The organism is Sinomonas mesophila, assembly GCF_001999765.1.
Classification (GTDB): Bacteria; Actinomycetota; Actinomycetes; order Actinomycetales; family Micrococcaceae; genus Sinomonas; species Sinomonas mesophila.
The window spans coordinates 240,229-258,049 of the sequence record NZ_KV908324.1; the positions used below are offsets into that span (position 1 = coordinate 240,229).

17 protein-coding genes are annotated in these 17,821 nt (G+C 73.1%); 7 read left to right on the forward strand and 10 right to left on the reverse strand.

The annotated features are described in order from the left end of the window. Positions 1-26 precede the first annotated feature (26 nt). The gene (locus tag BV907_RS04950; RefSeq protein ID WP_077488604.1) at positions 27-2,000 is read right to left on the reverse strand and encodes an APC family permease; all 1,974 of its coding nucleotides are present in this window, start codon (positions 1,998-2,000) and stop codon (positions 27-29) included. Between the two features lie 56 nt (positions 2,001-2,056). Between BV907_RS04950 and BV907_RS04955 the strand changes: the two genes are divergently transcribed. Both BV907_RS04955 and BV907_RS04960 read left to right on the forward strand, forming a co-directional pair. Then, entirely contained in the window at positions 2,057-2,731 is a 675-nt protein-coding gene (locus BV907_RS04955) for a potassium channel family protein (protein WP_077488605.1), read from the forward strand. Continuing rightward, positions 2,728-3,453 (forward strand): potassium channel family protein, encoded by a 726-nt coding sequence (locus BV907_RS04960; RefSeq protein ID WP_077488606.1) that lies wholly within the window; start codon positions 2,728-2,730, stop codon positions 3,451-3,453. Before BV907_RS04955 ends, BV907_RS04960 begins: the two co-directional genes overlap by 4 nt. Before the next feature lie 17 nt (positions 3,454-3,470). On the opposite strand, the gene BV907_RS04965 is transcribed toward BV907_RS04960, so the two are convergent. From BV907_RS04965 to dut, 4 genes are all read right to left on the reverse strand, one after another. Further along, positions 3,471-4,238 carry a DUF3159 domain-containing protein gene (locus tag BV907_RS04965; RefSeq protein ID WP_077488607.1) on the reverse strand — a complete coding sequence of 256 codons (768 nt, stop codon included), beginning with the start codon at positions 4,236-4,238 and terminating at the stop codon, positions 3,471-3,473. Between the two features lies 1 nt (position 4,239). Then, the gene (locus tag BV907_RS04970; RefSeq protein WP_245827799.1) at positions 4,240-4,557 is read right to left on the reverse strand and encodes a single stranded DNA-binding domain-containing protein; all 318 of its coding nucleotides are present in this window, start codon (positions 4,555-4,557) and stop codon (positions 4,240-4,242) included. Beyond that, positions 4,550-5,278 (reverse strand): DUF3710 domain-containing protein, encoded by a 729-nt coding sequence (locus tag BV907_RS04975; protein WP_077488672.1) that lies wholly within the window; start codon positions 5,276-5,278, stop codon positions 4,550-4,552. Before BV907_RS04975 ends, BV907_RS04970 begins: the two co-directional genes overlap by 8 nt. A 74-nt stretch (positions 5,279-5,352) precedes the next feature. Further along, positions 5,353-5,832, reverse strand: a complete 480-nt coding sequence (dut, locus tag BV907_RS04980) for a dUTP diphosphatase (RefSeq protein ID WP_245827808.1) — start codon at positions 5,830-5,832, stop codon at positions 5,353-5,355. A gap of 187 nt (positions 5,833-6,019) precedes the next feature. On the opposite strand from dut, the gene BV907_RS04985 reads away from it, so the two are divergent. Next, positions 6,020-6,529: a DUF3093 domain-containing protein gene (locus BV907_RS04985; RefSeq protein ID WP_077488609.1), complete on the forward strand. Its 510-nt coding sequence runs from the start codon at positions 6,020-6,022 to the stop codon at positions 6,527-6,529. A 192-nt stretch (positions 6,530-6,721) separates the two neighbouring features. Here BV907_RS04985 and BV907_RS04990 read toward each other — a convergent pair whose 3' ends face one another. Further along, positions 6,722-7,021, reverse strand: coding sequence for a DUF4193 domain-containing protein (locus BV907_RS04990; RefSeq protein ID WP_077488610.1), 300 nt, complete (start codon positions 7,019-7,021; stop codon positions 6,722-6,724). A 288-nt stretch (positions 7,022-7,309) separates the two neighbouring features. On the opposite strand from BV907_RS04990, the gene sepH reads away from it, so the two are divergent. Next, a complete protein-coding gene (gene sepH, locus BV907_RS04995; protein WP_245827800.1) occupies positions 7,310-8,629 on the forward strand; it encodes a septation protein SepH in 1,320 nt (439 codons plus the stop codon). Positions 8,630-8,678: 49 nt separating this feature from the next. On the opposite strand, the gene BV907_RS05000 is transcribed toward sepH, so the two are convergent. The 4 genes from BV907_RS05000 to BV907_RS05015 all read right to left on the reverse strand — a co-directional run bounded on the left by BV907_RS05000 (position 8,679) and on the right by BV907_RS05015 (position 14,078). Then, positions 8,679-9,353, reverse strand: a complete 675-nt coding sequence (locus BV907_RS05000; RefSeq protein WP_077488611.1) for a thymidine kinase — start codon at positions 9,351-9,353, stop codon at positions 8,679-8,681. Next, positions 9,346-10,554: an alkaline phosphatase family protein gene (locus BV907_RS05005; protein WP_077488612.1), complete on the reverse strand. Its 1,209-nt coding sequence runs from the start codon at positions 10,552-10,554 to the stop codon at positions 9,346-9,348. Before BV907_RS05005 ends, BV907_RS05000 begins: the two co-directional genes overlap by 8 nt. After that, a complete protein-coding gene (locus BV907_RS05010) occupies positions 10,551-11,255 on the reverse strand; it encodes a DUF5998 family protein (protein ID WP_139346602.1) in 705 nt (234 codons plus the stop codon). Before BV907_RS05010 ends, BV907_RS05005 begins: the two co-directional genes overlap by 4 nt. Before the next feature lie 99 nt (positions 11,256-11,354). Further along, positions 11,355-14,078: a bifunctional acetate--CoA ligase family protein/GNAT family N-acetyltransferase gene (locus BV907_RS05015; protein ID WP_077488614.1), complete on the reverse strand. Its 2,724-nt coding sequence runs from the start codon at positions 14,076-14,078 to the stop codon at positions 11,355-11,357. 66 nt (positions 14,079-14,144) lie between these two features. Between BV907_RS05015 and BV907_RS05020 the strand changes: the two genes are divergently transcribed. The 3 genes from BV907_RS05020 (at position 14,145) to BV907_RS05030 (ending at position 17,808) form a co-directional block, all read left to right on the forward strand. Then, a complete protein-coding gene (locus BV907_RS05020) occupies positions 14,145-16,727 on the forward strand; it encodes a DNA gyrase/topoisomerase IV subunit A (RefSeq protein ID WP_245827801.1) in 2,583 nt (860 codons plus the stop codon). A gap of 116 nt (positions 16,728-16,843) precedes the next feature. Further along, the gene (locus tag BV907_RS05025) at positions 16,844-17,362 is read left to right on the forward strand and encodes a DinB family protein (RefSeq protein WP_077488616.1); all 519 of its coding nucleotides are present in this window, start codon (positions 16,844-16,846) and stop codon (positions 17,360-17,362) included. Between the two features lie 50 nt (positions 17,363-17,412). Then, positions 17,413-17,808 carry a VOC family protein gene (locus tag BV907_RS05030; RefSeq protein WP_077488617.1) on the forward strand — a complete coding sequence of 132 codons (396 nt, stop codon included), beginning with the start codon at positions 17,413-17,415 and terminating at the stop codon, positions 17,806-17,808. The last annotated feature ends 13 nt before the right edge of the window (positions 17,809-17,821 follow it).

The window sequence follows — 17,821 nt, forward strand, 5'->3', positions numbered from 1 at the left end:
GGTTCTCGGGCGTGGTGTCTGGGCGCTCACAGCTCCTGCAGCCTCCTGGCTTCTTCCGACGACTTCAGCTGCCACGGCACGCTCGCGACCATGACCCCGGGCTCGAAGTGGAGCCGGGTCTTGATCCGCAGGGCCGTCTGGTTGTGCACGAGCTGCTCCCACCACTTGCCCACGACGTACTCGGGGATGTACACGACGATGAGGTCCCGCGGGGAATCGCGCCGCATGCCGCGGATGTAGTCCATGAGCGGGGTGATCGTCTCGCGGAAGGGGCTCGCCAGGACCGTGAGCGGGACGGGGATCTCGAGCTTCTCCCAGTCCGCGAGCGTCTGCGCCGTCTCCTCGGAGCTGATGTCCACGGTCACGGCGTCGAGGGTCGAGGGCCGCGAGGCGCGGGCGTAGGCGAGGGCCCGCAGGACGGGCTTGCGCACGTGCGAGACGAGCAGGACGGCGTGGACGCGGCTCGGCAGGGCCCGCGCGGAAACGTCGTCGCCCACCGCGAGCTCCCGCGCGACGTTCTCGTAGTGCGCGTGGATGCTCCACATGATGAGGTACAGGACGACCATGGACAGGAGCGCGATCCACGCCCCGTGCTCGAACTTCGTCACGAGCACGATCACGAGGACGAGGCCCGTGAGGACGAACGCGATCGCATTGACGGCGCGGGACCGCATGATCCGCACGCGCCCTGGCCGGTCCCGCTGCCGCCGCAGCTCGCGGCCCCAGTGCCGCACCATGCCGAGCTGGCTCGCGGTGAACGAGACGAACACCCCCACGATGTAGAGCTGGATGAGCCTCGTCACGTCCGCGTTGAAGGCGAGGATGAGCAGCGCCGCCCCGGCCGCGAGGGCGAGGACGCCGTTGCTGAACGCGAGCCGGTCCCCGCGCGTGCGCAGCTGCCGCGGGAGGTAGCCCTCCTGGGCCAGGATCGAGGCCAGCACGGGGAACCCGGTGAAGGCCGTGTTCGAGGCGAAGACGAGGATCGCACACGTCGCGGCGACCACGATGTAGAACAGGGCGTGCCCAGACCCGAACACGGCCTCGGCGATCTGCCCGATCGCGGGCATCTGGAGGTACCCCGCGGGGAGGGGCTGTCCGTCGAGGAGGAACTCCCGGGCGGGATCCTGGACGATGTGCACTTGGGCGGCGTTGGCGAGGAAGATCACACCGCCGAGCATCACCGCGGCGACCGCCCCTACGAGCAGGAGCGTAATGGCCGCGTTGGCGCTCTTCGGCGGCCGGAAGCTCGGGACGTTGTTGCTGATCGCTTCGACGCCGGTGACCGCCACGGCGCCGGAGGAGAACGCGCGCAGCAGCAGGAGCGCCCCCGCAACGCCCACGAGGCCCTGCTCGAACTCCGGCACGGGCACGATGTCGAACGCCGCGCTCTCCGCGGGGCGCAGCGTCCCGGTGAGCCACTGCACGAGGCCCACCGCGGTCATGCCGAGGATGGCCGCGACGAAGATGTAGGCGGGCAGGGCGAAGAGCGCGCCGATGCCCGTGATGCCGCGCAGGTTGGCGAGCGCGAGGAGGGCGACGCCGACGACGGCGATGAGCGCCTGCCGGCCGTGCAGCGTGGGGACGGCCGCCGTGAGGTAGGTCGCCGCCGAGGAGATCGACACGGCGACGGTGAGCACGTAGTCGACGAGGAGGGCGCTCGCGACCGTGAGGCCCGCCGTGCGGCCGAGGTTGACCGTCGTCGTCTCGTAGTCCCCGCCGCCCGAGGGGTACGCGCGGACGTTCTCGCGGTAGGCGGCGACGACGACGAGGAGGACCACGATGACCGCAAGGCCGACCCACGGCGACAGCGCGACGGCGGCGACGCCCGCGAGGGCGAGCGTGAGGAGGATCTCGTCCGAGGCGTACGCGACCGAGGAGAGCGCGTCGGAGGCGAAGACGGGGAGCGCGACGCGCTTGGGCAGGAGTGTCTGCCCCAGGCGGTCGTTGCGCAGTGCCCTCCCGACGAAGACACGCTTGACCGAGTTCAGAAGCGTCAGCACCCTGACACGTTATGCGCAAAGGAGCACCCGTGTCATGGCGCGGTAGATTTGGGGACATGGCGCACTACGTGATCATGGGCTGCGGCCGTGTCGGGGTGACGCTGGCCCACACCCTCGAGGACTCCGGCCACTCGGTGGCGGTCATCGACCAGGACGACCGGGCATTCCGCCGGCTCCGCCGCAGCTTCGCGGGCCGCAAGGTCACGGGCATCGGCTTCGACCGCGACACCATGAAGCAGGCCGGCATCGAGGAGGCCTACGCGTTCGCCGCGGTCTCGAGCGGGGACAACTCCAACATCCTCGCCACGCGCGTGGCGCGCGAGACCTTCCACGTCCCGCACGTCGTCGCCCGCATCTACGATCCCGGCCGCGCGGAGATCTACCAGCGTCTTGGCATCCCGACGGTCGCCGCCGTGCGGTGGAGCGCCGACCAGGTGCTGCGCCGCATCCTCCCCGAGTCAGGGGTGGCCGGCGACTTCCGCGAGCCGTCCGGCCGGCTCGTGCTCACCGAGGTCGACGTCGACCCGGCATGGTTCGGGCACTCGCTCTCGGCGATCGAGAAGGCCGCCGGCGTCCGGGTCGCGTACCTCACGCGCTTCGGCGAGGGGCTCCTCCCCACGGCCTCGATGAGCTACCAGGAGGGCGACACGGTACACGTCATGATGGACATCGCCGACGCCGCCGAGGTCGCCCGCGCCCTGTCCGCTCCGCCCGCGAAGGAGTCCGAGTGAAGGTCATCATCGCCGGGGCCGGGAGCGTCGGCAGCTCGATCGCCCGCGAGCTCCTGGCGCACGGCCACGACGTCCTGCTCATTGACCCGAAGCCCGAGGTGATTGGGCGCAGCGGCCTGCGCGGCGCCAAGTGGCTCATCGGCGACGCGTGCGAGCTGAGCACGCTCAAGGAGGCCCAGATCGCCGAGGCCGACGTCGTGGTCTCCGCGAGCGGCGACGACAAGGTCAACCTCGTCGTCTCGCTCCTGGCCAAGACCGAGTTCGGCGTCGGCCGCACCGTCGGCCGCGTCAACAACCCCAAGAACGACTGGATGTTCGACGACTCCTGGGGCGTCGACGTCGCCGTCAACACGCCGCGGCTCATGACGGCGCTCGTCGAGGAGGCCGTCGAGATCGGCGACGTCGTGCGCCTCCTGACGCTGCGGACGGGGGTCGCCTCGCTCGTCGAGTTCACCGTTCCCGCCGACGCCTCGATCGTCGGGCGGACGGTGGGTGAGGTCGACTGGCCAGCCGACTGCACGCTCGTGGCGATCCTGCGCGACCAGGTGCCGATCTCGCCGAGCCGGGACGACGTCGTCGACCACCGCGACGAGCTCTTCTTCATCACGACGCTCGAGGCCGAGGACGCCCTGCGGCGCCTCCTCGCGCCGAGGACCACGGCGGCCCCGGCCGAGGAGCGCGTGCCCGAGCCCGAGGACGAGGACGACGCCTTCGACGGCTGAGTCCCACGTCCCTGGCGTCAGGTCCGGGACGCCCCGGGCAGGGGCCGCGAGACGAGCCAAGCGAGCCAGATCCCAACGGCGTACAGCGGGACGCCCATGATGAGCCGCGTCGCGCCCAGCGCCACGAGGCCGGCGTCGCCGAGGAGGTAGAGCGGGACCTGCACGACGAGCCGCAGCCCGAGGACGGCGACCATGATCCACGTGCCGAGCCGGTACTGGCGCATGCGCTGGGCGTCCTGGCGCCAGTGGACGCCCTCGTTGCGGAGGAAGCCGAACACGACCCCCATGAGCGGCCAGCGCACCGCGATCGACACGGTGAGCGCGAGGATGTAGGCGGCGTTGGTCAGGAAGCCCGTCACGTAGAAGTTCTCCGCCCGGCCCGTGAACAGCGCGAGCGCGGCGGAGACGGCGATGCCCACGATGCCGGCGAAGGCCTGGGTCGGCGGCGTCCGGCCGGCGAGCCGCACGGCGACGAACACGGCCGCGACGGCGAGGGCGAGGACCGCGGAGAGCACGAGGTCCCGCGCGATGGTGAAGGCCACGAGGAACACGAACCCGGGCAGGATGCTCTCGAGCACGCCGCGCAGCCCGCCCGCGCTGCGCAGGACGTCGATGCGTCCGTCGTGGTGGCGGTGGAGGCCGGCCTTCGCCGCGTACGCCGCCGCGAGGTCCTCGGGGCTGGGCCTGCCCGAGATGGGGACGCCGCCGCGGGCAGAAGGCTCGTGCCCTTCGGGGCCGTGGGGTGGTTTCGGCGGGATGGACGCTCCGTCGTCGCGGGAAATCACGTCAGTCCTCCTGGGCCAGGATCTCGTAGCGGGGGTTGTAGATGGTGGGCACCCCGTTGTAATGGGCGAGCATGCCCGCGAACCGCAGCCGCGTCCCGGCGCCGAGCCCGCTCACGCGGCGGCGGCCGAGCCAGATGAGCGACAGGGCGGGGCCGAGCCCGGGGCGGTCCGTGTCCTCCGCGACGACGGCGCTCACGCGCGGCGGCTCGGTGACGGGGACATACGTGATCGAGCGGACGATCCCATGGCCCGAGACGGGGCCCCGCTGCGGGAGGGACCGGAAGTCCTCGAGCACGGTGACGCGGCCGCCATCAGCCACGATGGGTGATCTCCGGGCCGCGCTGCGGCGGCTCCGGCGCGCGCGGCCCGGCGCCCGGGGCGCCGTTCGCCTCGTGCTGCGCGGCTTCAGCGGGGATCCGCAGGGGCAGGAGCTCCCGCGGCGGGAGCGGCGACTCGCCCCGGTCGACGACGATGTTCCGGAAGAGCTCCTCGAGCGCCGCCGAGGCGCCGTGGTCTTCAGCCGCCGGCCCGCCGATGACGCCGCGGAGGAACCAGCGCGGCCCGTCGACGCCCATGAAGCGCGCGGCCCGGTAGGTGCGCCGCTCCCCCGAGGACTCCACGGGCAGGCGGGCGAGCAGCTCGGTCCCGAAGGCGCCCTCGGCCTCCTCGACGGTGCCGCCCTGGCTCGCGACCGACTGGGCGATCTGCGCGCGGATCTCGCCCCACAGCCCCTCGGAGCGGGGGGCGGCGAAGGCCTGGAGCTGGAGGCTCGAACCGCTGAGGTCCATCGTGACGGCGACGACCCGCTGCGTCGCCTCCTCGAGCTCGAGCCGGAGCTGGAGGCCCTCGGTGGGACGCACGAGGATCGAGCCGAGGTCCACGTAGCCCGTGTCGGTGCTCGCCTCGCTCGCGTCGAAGGGCCCCCTCTGGGCGCGGCCATAGCCGCTCTTGTCCGGCTCGGTCCGCCGGGCATTCGGCTGGCCGAGCACCGAGGGATCCTCGGCAGTGAGCTTGGCATTCTTGCCGCGTCCGAACAGCACCACACAACTCCTTAGTCTTGCCGGCCCGCCTCGGGCCCGCCCGCGGCGGCCATGACGGGCCGACGCATCATGCGCTACTGGGCTGAATATCCGCCGGTCGAGCCGAAGCCCGACGCGCCCCGCACCGTACCCGAGAGCTCGTCGACGGGGACGAACCGCGCGTGCTCGACGCGCTGGATGACCATCTGGGCGATTCTATCGCCGCGGCGCAGTGTCAGGGGGACCGCCGAGTCGGTGTTGAGGAGCGTCACCGCGATCTCGCCGCGGTAGCCCGCGTCGACGGTGCCGGGGGCGTTGACGACCGTCAGGCCGTGCTTGGTCGCGAGACCCGAGCGGGGGTGGATGAGCGCGGCGTAGCCGAAGGGCAGGGCGATGCTCACCCCGGTCGGCACGAGGGCCCGCTCGCCCGGGGCGAGCGTGACGTCGACGCGGGCGCGCAGGTCGGCTCCCGCGTCGCCCGGGTGGGCGTACGACGGCGGCTCGAGGCCGTCGTCGAGCATGCGGAGCTGGACGTCGAGGGTGGGCTCCCAGACGGGGAAGTCACCCTCGGGAATCTCCCGGTCGGCGGCGGGGGCGGTGGGGGCCTGCTGCTGCGCTGTCACCCATACACTCTAGCCCGGCGCCGCGGCATCCGCCGGTCGGGGCCGCGCATCCGCGGGTCGGCGCCGCGCTGGCGTCCACGGCCACGGGGGCGCTGTGCGCGCTTTTGTCCCCCGGAGCGCGGAATGGAAAGCTGGTGCCATGCCTCACGACCCGACGCCGGCCCTCGGCGGATCCGCGCCCACCGGCCAGCCCGCCCTCTACTCCGAGCGACTGTGGCCGGCATGGTGGGTCTGGCTCGTCGCCCTCGGCATCTCGGGCGCGGGCATCCTCATCTTCGCGCCCATCAGCCTCGCCGCCGGCTACATCGCCGCCGCCGTGATCTTCGCCCTCCTCGCCGGCGGCCTCGTGGCGTCGACGCCGGTCGTCGCCGTCACGGCCGAGGGCTTCCGGGCGGGCCGAGCGTCGCTGCCGTTGGAGTTCGTGGGCGCCGTCGAGGCGTTCGACGGCGAGGACGCCACCGCCGAGCGCGGGCCGCGGCTCAACGCGCTCGCCTACCTGTGCATCCGCGGCTGGATCCCCGCCGTCGTGCGTGTCGAGCTGACCGACCCGGAGGACACGACGCCGTACTGGCTCGTCTCCACGCGGCGGCCCGCCCGGCTCGCCGCGACCCTGGCCGAGGCTGCGGGGGGACGCCCAGCACGGTCCTGATCACCGGGAACGCCGTCCTGATCACAGGGAAGACGCGCGGCCCAGGGAGGCCGACGTGCTGCACAGCCCCGGTCGGCGCCGAAGAGCCAGGGGCCCGGGAACCAATAGAGGCCCCGGGAACCAACAGAGGCCCCCGGCGCTGGTGCGCCGGGGGCCTCTCGGTCTGTCGGTCTGTCAGTGCGGCTGGGAATGTCAGCCCTCGCACTCCTTGCAGAACAGGAGCCCGTTCCTCTCCCTGGCGATCTGGGAGCGGTGACGGACCAGGAAGCACGACGCGCAGGTGAACTCATCGGCCTGCGCGGGCAGCACTCGGACAAGGAGCTCCTCGCCGGAGAGGTCGGCGCCCGGCAGCTCGTAGCTGTCCGCGGCCTCGGCCTCATCCTCGTCGACCGCCGCGGACTGCTTGTCGGTGCGGCGGGTCTTCAGCTCCTCGAGCGAATCCTCGCTGAGCTCTTCCTCGTTCTTGCGCGGCGCATCGTAGTCGGTCGCCATAGTTATTCGTTCACGCTCCGGTTGCTAGCCATGTCACGTGGCATCCCACGTAGTCCACTCCAACGCACTCGGCCCCCATTTTGTGCCCAGTGACGGGGAGATTGTTCCCGATGTGCGCCCAAAACGCCACTCGAGTCCCCGCCGGACACGAAAAAGGCTCCCGCCGCCCGCCCTCCTGGCCTTGCGGGGGCGCCCGAATTTTCGCGGCACACCGGGCGTGTGCAGCGGGAAACGGGGACGCGGATGGCACAGTGCTGTGCAGGATCAATGCAAGGCTGGAGGCTTTCTATGCGGGAGCAACCGCAGGACCATGTGCAGCAGCTCCGGCTCGTCGGGGTGCACGACGACGGCGCCCACCTGCTCGTGAGCGCTGCGTCGGGCGAGGTGTTCCGGCTGCCGCTGGACGAGGCGCTGCGGCGCGCCGTCTCGCGGCCGGCTCCGCAGCGTCCCCCGGCCGGGGGTGCGGACGGCCCGATGATGTCCCCCCGTCAGATCCAGGCGGAGATCCGGGCGGGGGCGACCGCCGAGGAGGTCGCGGAGTCCTCCGGCGTCCCGCTCGCCCGCGTGCAGCGGTACGAGGGCCCCGTGCTCGCCGAGCGCGAGCACATGGTGCGCCGCGCCCAGGCCGTCGAGGTCCCGGGCCGGCTGCCCTCGCACGACGTCCTGCGCGGGCCCGCGGCGTCCCAGCCCGTCTCGCTCGGCGAGATGGTCGAGTACCGGCTCTCCCTCCACCGAGTGCATGCTTCCTCCGTCGTCTGGGACTCGTGGCGCAGGCCGGACGGCCAGTGGACCGTCGTGGCCCGCTTCGAGCTCCCTGACGGCGCGCCATTGTCGATCGGGGAGGAACCCCCGGCGATGTGGACGTACCACCCCATGCACCGCACAGTCGCGAATGCGAACCGCTGGGCCCAGCAGCTCAGCGAGCTCGAGCCCCTCGACGGCCCCGCCCCGAGGCGCCGCCTCGCGGCCGTCTCGGACCGGCCGTTCGACGTCGAGGCCGAGGTCGTGCGCGAGAGCCCGGGCCGGGACGGCGCGCCACGGCAGGACGAGGACCGCGAGGGCGAGCTGCTCGACATGCTGCGGGCCCGCCGCGGCCAGCGGCTCGGCGTCGACGAGGACGGAGACGATGCGCTCGCGCTCCTGCTGACCAACGGCATTCCCGCCGCCCATCCGCGCCCCTCGGAGGCTCACGCATCGGACTCCGGCCCGGGCGAGGACGGAGCGGTGCACGGCCCGGCGCTGCCGGCAACCCGTGACGCAGCGCACGACCTGCCCGCGCCGCGCGCCGGGGCGCGCGAGGCGGAGCACTCCCCCATGCCGCGGGGCGGGATCACCTCGCTGTTCTCGCGGCTCGAGCCGCGGGGCGACGGCACCGAGGGCCATCTCGGGCTGTTCCCGGGGGTGAGCACAGCCACGCGCGAGATCTCGATCACTCCCGCACCCGCCGTGCCGGCCGAACCGCCGGCGGCGGCCGGGAGCACCGCTTCCGGGGACCAGGACGACGGCGGCGCGGCCCCGCCGCCCGAGCCGACGCGCCGCTCGAGCCGGCCCAAGCGGTCCTCGGTGCCGAGCTGGGACGAGATCGTCTTCGGCACGAAGGGCGACTGACGCCGTCTGACGCCGTCAGCAGGCCCGCGCCAACGCCCTCCGGCTGGCCCTAGTCGCCGAAGGGAAGGAGCTGGTCCCCCTCGTGCAGGATGCGCACGTGGGCCGCGGTCTGCCCCGCCATGTAGTGCCGCCGGCACAGGGTCTCATACCCCACCTCGGCCGGCACCTGGCCCTCGTGGCGGTGCTCGTGAGGTGCCGCGATGTCCGCGACAAGGACCTGGTCGCCCTCGAGGACCATCCGCCCGCCGACTGTGCGGGCGTTGTGCGTGGCCCGGCGGCCGCACCAGCACAGGGTCTCCACCTGGAGCACCTCGACGCGGTCGGCGAGCTCGACGAGCCGGCGCGAGCCCTCGAAGAGGCGGCCCCGGAAGTCGGTCGAAATGCCGAAGGCATACACGTCGGCGTCGAGCTCGTCGACCACGCGGGCGAGCTCCTCGACCTGCGCTGCGAGGTAGAACTGCGCCTCGTCGCAGATGAGGTAGTCCACCTCGGCCGCGTGGGTGCGCCGCGTGACCACCTCGTCCCAGAAGCTCGTAGTGCCGGTGACCTCGATCGCGGGCGTGCGCAGCCCCAGCCGGCTCGTGATGGCGGCCTCGCCGGAGCGGTCGTGCCGCGTGAAGAGGAGACCCCGGCGGCCGCCGGCCCGATGGTTGTAGTCCATCTGGAGGGCGAGGGTCGACTTGCCGCTGTCCATCGTGCCGGTGAAGAAGGCGAGCTCAGCCACGTCGGCGCCTCTTGGGCTGCATGGGTCCGCCGGCCCGGAAGGCCACGAGCGGCACGAGCCGCTCCGCCTTGGTCCACGAGCCGTGCTGGCCCACCATGCTGAAGGCCGTGGGCCGGGCGCGGCGTCCGTCGAAGAGGGCGAGGTCGCCGTGCGCCGCGACGAGGATGTCCCCGATGCGCTCGCGGACCTGCTCGGCGACGGGACCGAAGAGCCCGTGGCCGATCGCCTCATCTCGCGTCATGATCCACGCCTGCCCGCCGAAGCGCGCTCGCCAGCGGTCCATGACCGCCGACCGCGCGTCGTCGTCCGCGCCGTCCTCGAGGTGCAGGTGCACCATGCGCGGCTCCCCCGCCGTGTGGCGGATGCCCTGCGTGAGCTCGGGCTCGGCACCGAAGTCGATGCGCCGGGCCGGCGGGATGTCCACCATCCCGTGGTCGCCCACGACGAGCACGAGGGTCCCCGCGGGCAGCTGCGACCCGAGCCGGCGCACGCACGCGTCGACCTCCTCGAGCGCGGCCTCCCATTCGGGCGAGTCGCAGCCGTAGTCGTGCCCGGCCTTGTCCACCTCGTTGAGGTAGAAGTACGCGATCATGCGCGGATGGGCGGCCATCGCCGCGGCCGCCGCCGTCGTTCGCGCGTGCAGCGTCGTGGCGCCGATGAACTCCCCGCCGCGCAGGGCCGCGCGCGTCATGGGAGAGCCCTCGAACTGCGGGAGGCTCACCGTCGCGACGTGGGCGTGGCCCTCGAGCCGCTCGAAAACCGTCGGGAAGGGCTGCCACGCCAGCGGGTCCACGTCAGGGTCCCAGCCGTTGAGCTGGTTCACGACCCGGCCGAGTGTCGGGGAGTACACGTCATAGCCGACCATCCCGTGCTGGCCTGGCGGGACGCCCGTGCCGAGGCTCGCGAGCGAGGCCGCCGTCGTGCTCGGGAAGGACGCATCGAGCACGTCGGGGATCGCCCCCTGCCCCGCCTGCATCCGCTCGCGCAGGAACGGCGTGTGGGCGGCGCGGCTCGTCAGGAGGCTCCGCCCGAGGCCGTCGACCATGACGAGGCAGATGCGCGGCACCTCCGGCAGGCCGAGCACGTTCTGGAAGCCGGGTGCCCCGAGCGCCGCGGCGCAGCTGGGCAGGACGTCGGCGAGGGAGCGCGAGCCGAACGCGGGCGGCGGCGGGAGGGGCTGGCCGGTGGGCGCGGCCGTCACTGGCGACCCCCGTGGCCGCGCAGGCTCCGCCCGGCGAACGCGAGGCGCGGGCGCTGCGGGCCGCCCGCCGCGCCGGCCCCCGAGGCCGGGGCCGAGCCGGTGTTCACGGCACGCAGGAGGCGCGCGAAGTGCTTCGCGTCTTGGACGGCGCGCGGGCCGTCGGCCTCGGCGCTGATGCGCAGCACGAGGTCCTCCTGGGCCATCGTGCCCGTGTAGCCGTGGTCGGCCTCGCACTGCGGGTCGCCGCAGCCGGCGGGGACGATGTCGAGGCGCTGGCCCCCGCTCCACGCGATCGCGAGGGTCACCTCGCGCACCGGGTCCTCGGGCGTGTACTCGGCGGGCTCGCTGTAGACGTAGCTGAGCACGACCGTCGCGATCTGGGACACCGGGACGGACTCGGTCGAGACCTGCGCCGACACCCGGTGGCCCGTGTCGTCAAGGGGTGTCTCGTCCACGTGGGTGACGACGAGCATGTCCTCGGTCAGGACGAGGACGGTGACGTGGCGGCGGACCTCGGAGCGCTCGAAGTGCGTCTCGAGGTGGGTCAGCTGCGCGAGGGGTGCACGTCCGTCGAGGGCGTCCTCGACGACGTCGCCCACGAGCCGGGGGTAGAACCCCGTCCGCTCGAGCGCGGCCGTGAGGGATTCCCCCGAGGACCGGCGGGTCTGGCGGCCGTGGTCCTCTGGCGCATTGTGGGTCATGGGCCACATTCTCCCAGATGGCCAGCGGGCGCCCCAAAGCGGCTGCGGGACGTGACCGGCGGGCAGCGGCGCGCGCTGGCGGATGAGCGCCGCTGTGCCCTACTGGGTGAGCATTGCGCGGCGGGCGCTGTCGGTGCGCCGCGCCGCGTTGCCGATCCGGACGTCGGCGGCGAGTACCGTGAGCCCCTCGCCGCTGACGACGACGGGCCGCAGCTCGAGCAGCGCGACCTCGGGGTGCCGGTCCTTGAGCAGCGAGACCCGCCCCACGAGGTCTTCGAGGGCCGCGACGTCGAGGGCCGGCATGCCCCCGTGGCCGAAGAGCTTGACCGCCGTCCGGGGCGAGCGGACGATCTCGCGCACGTCCCCGGTCGTGAGGGGCGTGATGCGGTGCGCCCAGTCGTCGAGGAGGTCGACGGCGTCGCCCGCGAGGCCGAAGGACAGCACGGGCCCGAGCAGCGGGTCCTCGATCGCGCGCACGACGCATGCCTGGCCCACGGGTGCCATGCTCTGCACCTCGAAGGGGGCGCTGCCGTACGGGGTGAGCGAGTGGCCCATGTGCTCCACGGCGGCGCGCAGGGACGCCGCGTCCGGGACGTCGAGCCGCACGGCCCCGAGGTCGAGCCGGTGCCGCAGGTTGGCGCTGGCCGACTTGACCGCGACGGGCCAGCCGAGCTCGTCTGCGGCGGCGACGGCCTCGTCCGCCGTCGCGATGCGCCGCGAGGGCAGCACGGAGATCCCGTAGCAGGACAGGAGCTCGGCGGCGGCCCCGGCGTCAAGCTGCGTGAGCTCGGTGCCGGCCACCCGCGCGAGGTGCGCCTCGATGAGCGCCTCGGCGGTGTCGCCGTCGTGCGCGGCCTCGAACGGCGCGCCCTGCTCCTGGGCGAGCCACTCGCTGTAGCGGACGACGGCGGCGAGCGCCGCGACGGCCGCCCCGGCGCTCGCGTAGCTGGGCACGGTCGCGCCCTGGGCGTCGACGCCGGCCTCGGGCAGGAGCCCCTCGGTCTGGACGCGCCGGTCGAGGACTCCGGGGAAGATGGCCACGACGGTCCGGCCCGTGGCCTGGGCCAGGTCGGCGAGCACGGCTGCGACGGCCTCGACCCTGAGTCCCTGCACCGGCAGCACGGGGACGACGACGGCGTGGACGCCCTCGCGGCCCGCAAGCTCGCGGACGCGGTCGCGGAGGGTGCCGAGGGCGACCGACTGGCCCCCCGAGAGGTCCACGTGCTCGGTCGCGGCGACGGCGAGCCCGAGCGTCTCGGCGGCGTCGGCGGCGACGCGCGCGAGCGCGGGCGAGTTGCTCGCGATGGCGACCCCCGGGCCCGCGGGGAGCGGCCCCGCGACGATCTGGGCGACGTCGACGAGCTCCTCGACGGTCGCGACGCGGATCGCGCCGGCCTGGCGCAGCATCGCGTCGAGGGCGCCCGCGGGGGCCTGGGTCGTGCGGCCCGAGTGGCCCGGGGGAAGGCGCAGGCCGAGGCCCTCGCCCTTGGCCACGATGACCGGCTTGGACCGGGCGAGCCGCCGGGCGATCCGGGAGAACTTGCGGGGGTTGCCGAAGGACTCGAGGTAGAGCGCGACGGCGCCCGTCGCGACGTCGTCCTCCCAGTACTGCATGACGTCGTTGCCGGACACGTCGGCGCGGTTGCCCGCCGAGACAATGGTCGAGAAGCCGAGGTGCCTGCGCTCGGCGGCGGCGTAGAGCGCGACGCCGATCGACGCCGACTGGCTGAAGAGCCCGAGGCCACCCTGGCGCGGGAGCCGGGGCGCAGGGGACGCGTTGAGGCGCACATCGGGGTCCGTGTTGGCGATGCCGAGGGAGCCGGGGCCGACGACCCGCATGCCGTGCGCGCGGGCGTGCCGCACGATCTCACGCTGGGCAGCGAGGCCGTCCTCGCCGCGCTCGGCGAAGCCCGCGGAGGCGATGAGGACGCCGTGGATACCCGCCGCGGCGCATTCCGCGACGACGCCGGGCACCTCCTCGTACGGCACGGCGACGAGGGCGAGGTCCACGGGCTCGGGAACGTCCCCGATGCGGGCGTAGGCCATCATGCCGCCGAGCTCGAAGGCCTCGGGGTTGATCCCGTAGACGCGCCCGTCGAAGCCCCCCTCGACGACGTGCTCGAGGAGCTGCTGGCCGAGCGCGCCCCACGTGCGGCTCGCGCCGATGACGGCGACGGACGACGGCGCGAGAAGCCCGAGCACGCTGCGCGCCTCGGCGCGGTGCTCGCGGGACTCCATGACGGCGCGCGACTTCTCGGTCGGGTCGATCTCGAACTCGACGCTCACGATGCCGTCGTCGAAGTGCCGGTCGACGGCGTAGCCGGCCTCGGCGAACACCGCGAGCATCTTGCGGTTCTCGGGCAGGACCTCGGCCGTGAAGCGGCGGATGTGGTTCTCCCGCGCGGCGGCGGCGAGGTGCTCGAGGAGGATCGAGCCGAGCCCGCGGCCGTGGTGCCGGTCCGAGATGTTGAACGCGACCTCGGCCTCGTCGGGGTCGCTGAGCCTGTCGTAGCGGCCGATGCCGATGATCTCGTCCCCGACCGTGATGACGAGGGCGACCCGGTCGCGGTGGTCGACGGTGGTGAAGTGCGTGAGCTCGGCGCCCGTGAGCCGGGCCCTGTAGCTGAAGAAGCGCAGGTAGATCGAGCCCTCGGACTGCTGGCTGTGGAAGGCCTCGAGCGCGGGGGCGTCCTCGGGGCGGATGGGCCGCAGGTGCGCGGTGCCGCCGTCGCGGAGGACGACGTCGGCCTCCCAATGCCGTGGATATGCGCTGGCCGGATGTGCGCTGGCCTGATGTGCGCCGGCCGTGCTCGGTTCCACCATAGGGTTAGCCTAGATCAGGCCTCTGACGAGAAGAGGCTCGACCCAGAGGTAAGGATCCAGGCAGTCTTGGCACGTCGACAGAACCCCCGCTCCTCGGGAGCGGACACTCTCCCCGGAACGGACGACTTCGCGGAGAACATCACCGACATCGACGTGGCCGAGGAGATGGAGTCCTCCTTCCTCGAGTACGCCTACTCGGTCATCTACTCCCGCGCGCTCCCCGACGCCCGGGACGGACTTAAGCCCGTGCAGCGCCGCATCCTCTACATGATGAGCGAGATGGGCCTGCGCCCGGACCGCGGCCACGTCAAGAGCGCCCGCGTCGTGGGCGAGGTCATGGGCAAGCTGCACCCGCACGGCGACGCCGCGATCTACGACGCGATGGTGCGCATGGCCCAGGACTTCTCCCTGCGCCTGCCGCTCATCGACGGCCACGGCAACTTCGGCTCGCTCGACGACGGCCCCGCGGCGCCGCGCTACACCGAGGCCCGCATGGCGGCCGCCTCGCTCGAGCTCACGGGCGACCTCGACGAGGACGTCGTCGACTTCGTCCCCAACTACGACAACCAGCTCACGCAGCCCGAGGTGCTCCCGGCCGCGTTCCCGAATCTGCTCGTCAACGGCACGACAGGTATCGCGGTCGGCATGGCCACCAACATGGCCCCCCACAACCTCGGCGAGGTCATCGCGGCGGCCCAGCTCGTCGTCGCCCGCCCCGACGCGACGCTCGAGGAGGTCATGGAGCTCGTCCCCGGCCCCGACCTGCCCTCGGGCGGGCGGATCGTGGGCCTCGACGGCATCCGGGACGCCTACCGGACGGGCCGTGGCTCCTTCAAGACCCGCGCGAAGGTCGCCGTCGAGCAGCTCTCCGCGCGCCGGACCGGCCTCGTCGTGACCGAGCTGCCCTACATGGTGGGCCCGGAGAAGGTCATTGAGAAGGTCAAGGACGCCGTCGGGTCCAAGAAGCTCACGGGCATCAGTGCCGTCACCGACCTCACGGACCGCAAGCACGGCCTGCGGCTCGTGATCGAGGTCAAGAACGGCTTCAACCCGCACGCCGTCCTCGCCCAGCTCTACCGCTACACGCCGCTCGAGGACTCGTTCGGCATCAACAACGTCACGCTCGTCGACGGGCAGCCCCAGACGCTGGGCCTGCTCGACCTCCTGCGCGTCTACGTGGACCACCGGCTCGACGTCGTGCGCCGCCGCACGGCCTTCCGGCTCGGCAAGCGCAAGGACCGGCTGCACCTCGTCGAGGGCCTCCTCGTGGCCATCATGGACATCGACGAGGTCATCCAGATCATCCGGACCTCGGACGAGGCCGCCGCCGCGCGCGAGCGGCTCATGTCGATCTACGACCTGAGCGAGGTGCAGGCCAACTACATCCTCGAGCTGCGCCTGCGCCAGCTGACCAAGTACTCGCGGATCGAGCTCGAGAAGGAGCAGGACGAGCTGCGGCGCGAGATCGCCGAGCTCGAGGCCATCCTCGGCTCGGACACGCTCCTGCGCGAGCTCGTCTCCCGCGAGCTGGGCGACGTCGCGGCGAAGCACAGCACGCCGCGCCGCACCGTCCTGCTCGAGTCCGAGGACGTCGCCCCGACGTCCTCGAAGGCCCTGGCCGCCGCGGCGGGCGCTGCGGCAGGTGCGGTGGCGGGAAAGGCCTCGGCCAAGGCGCCGGCCCTGCAGCTCGAGATCGCCGACGACCCGTGCTGGGCGATCCTCACCGCGTCCGGCCTCGTCGCCCGGACGCAGACCGGCGAGCCGCTGGCCGAGGCCGGCCCGCGCTCGAAGCACGACGTGTACCGTTCGGTCGTGCGCACGACAGCGCGCGGCGAGCTCGGCGCGCTGACCACGGCGGGGCGCATGCTGCGGCTCCAGACCGTGGACCTGCCGGTGCTCGAGCCCTCGGCTGGCCTGCCGAACATGGCCGCGGGCGTGGCCGCGGCCGACTTCGTCCAGCTGGCCAAGGGCGAGGAGCTCGTGGCCCTCGTGCCGCTCGACACCGTCGTCGCGCTCGGGACGGCGCAGGGCATCGTCAAGCGGGTGAGCCCGGACTACCCGCTCAACCGTGAGGACTGGGAGGCCATCTCGCTCAAGGCCGGGGACGCCGTCATCGGCGCGGGCCCGGCCGCGGACGAGGACACGCTCGTCTTCGTTTCGGCCCAGGCGCAGCTCCTGCGCTACGCCGCCTCGGCCGTGCGCCCGCAGGGCCGCGCCGCGGGCGGCATGGCCGGGATCAAGCTCGCCGAGGGCGACTCGGCGGTGTTCTTCGGCGTGGTCGCGGCGGGCGACGCGGGCGCGGCGCTGGCCGACGACGGCGAGCCGGCCGGCTCCGGGGACGCGGGCTCCGCCGTCGTCGTCACGATCGCTGGCAGCGCCTCGGCGCTCCCGGGCACGTCACCGGGCACGGTCAAGGTCACCCCGCTCTCCGAGTACCCGGCGAAGGGGCGCGCGACCGGCGGCGTCCGTTCGCACCGCTTCCTCAAGGGCGAGGACCGGCTCACGCTTGCGTGGGTGGGCCGCGGCCCGGCCAAGGCGTCCTCGCGGGCCGGGGTGGCCCGGTCCCTCCCGACCGAGCACGGCCGCCGGGACGGCTCGGGCGTACCCCTGGCCCAGGCGGTCGAGGAGATCGGCCCGTCCTTCCCCTGACCCCCCGTGTCGGGTACGTATCTCGACGCCCTTCAGTCCTTTCGGGTACATATCTCGCAGCCCTTCCGGCCTTCCGGGAACAGACGCCCGCCGCCGTCCCGGCCTAGACTGCGGGCATGGCGATCACGCCTGACACCAAGGACTGGACATGGGTCCTCGACCGGCCCTGCCCCGAGTGCGGCTTCGAGGCCGACGGCCTCACGCCGGCGGACGTCGCCCGCCGCCTCGGCGAGGCGCTGCCCCGCTGGGACGCCGTGCTGCGGAGGGACGACGTGCGCGAGCGCCCGGACGAGTCGACGTGGTCGCCGCTCGAGTACGGCTTCCACGTCCGGGACGTGTGCGAGCTCTTCCGCCACCGCCTCGGGCTCATGCTCGCCGAGGACCGCGCCCGGTTCGCCGACTGGGACCAGGACGCGACGGCCCGCGAGAAGGACTACGCTGCCGCGGATCCGGAGGCGGTGCGCGCCGAGCTCGCCAAGCAGGGCGCCGCGACACGGGACGCCTTCGCGGCCGTCCCCGAGGAGGCGCACGGCCGGCGCGGCCTGCGCAGCAACGGCAGCGAGTTCACCGTGGTGACGCTCACCCGGTACTTCCTGCACGACGTCGAGCACCACCTGCACGACGTCCGCGGCTGACGCCGTGGGACGGGACATGGACCAAAGCCCGAGACAGGGGAGGCAGTGACATGGCAGACGACAGGGACTTCGTGAGCGTCCGCTACCTGGTCGACGACGTCGAGGCGGCCATCGGCTTCTACACCGAGCACCTCGGGTTCACGGTGCGGCGGAACTTCGCCCCGGCGTTCGCGGACGTGGTCCGGGGCCCGCTGCGGCTCCTGTTGAGCGGCCCGACGAGCTCGGCCGCGCGCCCGATGCCCGACGGCGAGGAGCCTGCCCCGGGCGGCTGGAACCGGATCCACCTCATTGTCGACGACATCGCCGCCGAGGTGCGGCGGCTGAAGGGTTCGGGGGTCACGTTCCGGAACGAGATCGTCTCCGGCCCCGGGGGCCAGCAGATCCTGCTCGTCGATCCGTCCGGGAACGTCGTCGAGCTGTTCCAGCCGGCTGCCGGGACGCCATAGGGGCCCGGGCGCC